Genomic DNA, 2063 nt, shown 5'->3' with positions numbered 1-2063 from the left:
GGGCCCTTCGCCGTGTCCGGGGCCGGCCGGCCCGGCCGGGTCGCCTCGCGGGGGTGCGCACCCGAGCGACGGTCCGGTTTGTCGCTTATGGTCGGCCGGGAGGACGGCAGAAGGAGGCCACGTGCCCAGCCCCACCCCCGTACCGCCCCGCGACCGGGCCGATACGCCCTGGCGCTCCGAAGGCGCACCCCCCGCCCAGCCGCCCAAGAAGAAGATGCCGGGCGGCTGGCGAGGCCTGATCCTCACCGCCTTGATCGTCTACCTGCTGACCAACCTGGCCCTCTCCTTCTTCAACGAGGGCGACGAGCCGACCATCTCGTACACCGAGTTCAGCAAGCAGGTCGCCAACGGCAACGTCTCGAAGATCTACTCCAAGGGCGACGCCATCCAGGGGCAGCTGAAGACCAAGCAGCCCATGCCGGACGGCGGGAAGGGCGACTACACCAAATTCGTCTCCCAGCGCCCGGCCTTCGCCGACGACGACCTCTGGTCCAACCTCACCAAGCAGAACGTGGTCGTCACCGCCTCCCCGGTCGTCGAACAGCGCAGCTTCCTCGCCAACCTGCTGCTCTCCCTCGCCCCGATGCTGCTCCTGGTCCTCCTGTGGGTGTTCATCGCCCGCCGGATGAGCGCCGGGCTCGGCGGGGGCATGGGCGGACTCGGCCGCAAGGCGCCGCCCAAGCCCGTGGAGCTGGAGGGTGCCAAGCGCACGACCTTCGAGGACGTGGCCGGCATCGACGAGGTCGAGGGCGAGCTCAACGACGTCGTGGACTTCCTCAAGAACCCCGACGAGTACCGCAAGATGGGCGCCCGCATGCCCGGCGGGGTCCTGCTCGCCGGGCCGCCCGGCACCGGCAAGACCCTGCTCGCGCGCGCCGTCGCGGGCGAGGCAGGTGTGCCGTTCTTCTCCGCCTCCGCCTCCGAGTTCATCGAGATGATCGTCGGCGTCGGTGCGTCCCGGGTGCGCGAGCTCTTCTCCGAGGCGCGCAAGGTGGCCCCCGCGATCGTCTTCATCGACGAGATCGACACCATCGGGCGGGCCCGCGGCGGCGGCGCGGCCATGGGCGGCCACGACGAGCGCGAGCAGACCCTCAACCAGATCCTGACCGAGATGGACGGCTTCTCCGGCTCCGAGGGCGTGGTCGTCCTCGCCGCGACCAACCGGGCTGACGTCCTGGACTCGGCGCTCACCCGGCCGGGCCGCTTCGACCGCACCGTCGTCGTCTCCCCGCCCGACAAGGCCGGCCGGGAGGCCATCCTGCGCATCCACACCCGGGACATCCCGCTGGCGGGCGGGGTCGACCTGGCCCAGGTGGCCCGTACGACACCGGGCATGACCGGAGCCGAACTGGCCAACCTCGCCAACGAGGCCGCCCTGCTCGCCGTGAAGCGCCAGCAGAGCGAGGTCACCCAGGCGGACCTGTCCGACGCGCTGGAGAAGGTCCAGCTCGGCGCGGAGCGGCCGCTGGTCATGCCGGACGAGGAGCGCCGCCGCACCGCGTACCACGAGAGCGGCCACGCCCTCCTGGGCATGCTCCAGCCGGGCGCCGACCCGGTCCGCAAGATCACCATCGTCCCGCGCGGCCGGGCGCTCGGCGTGACCCTCTCCACCCCGGAAGCCGACCGCTACGCCTACACCGAGGAGTACCTGCGCGGCCGCATCATCGGCGCGCTGGGCGGCATGGCGGCCGAGCAGGTCGTCTACGACGTCATCACCACGGGCGCGGAGAACGACCTCGAACAGGTCACGAACATCGTCCGGGGCATGGTCGGCCGCTGGGGCATGAGCGAACGCGTCGGCCGCCTCACCGCCATCCCCTCGGACGGACAGAGCCCGTACGGCCTGGTCGCCGCCCCCGCCACCCTCGACGTGGTGGACCACGAGATGCGGCGCATCGTGGACGAGTGCTACGAGAAGGCCTGCCGCCTGCTCGTCGAGAACCGCGGCAAGCTGGACGCCCTCGCGGACGCCCTGATGGCCAACGAGACCCTGGACGAGGCCGCCGCCACCGCCCACCGGCTGACAGGCGACCACGTGACCGCGTTCGTCATCACCCCGCACC

General features: G+C 71.7%; 1 protein-coding gene. It reads left to right on the top strand.

Annotated features, from left to right (window positions below):
* Positions 1–121 precede the first annotated feature (121 nt).
* On the top strand, positions 122–2063 hold a 1942-nt coding region (gene ftsH / locus ACWGDE_RS38470), incomplete at its 3' end, for an ATP-dependent zinc metalloprotease FtsH (protein ID WP_453393734.1).

The organism is Streptomyces sp. NPDC054956 (assembly GCF_053609185.1).
This window is presented reverse-complemented; position numbering and strand designations above follow the sequence as displayed.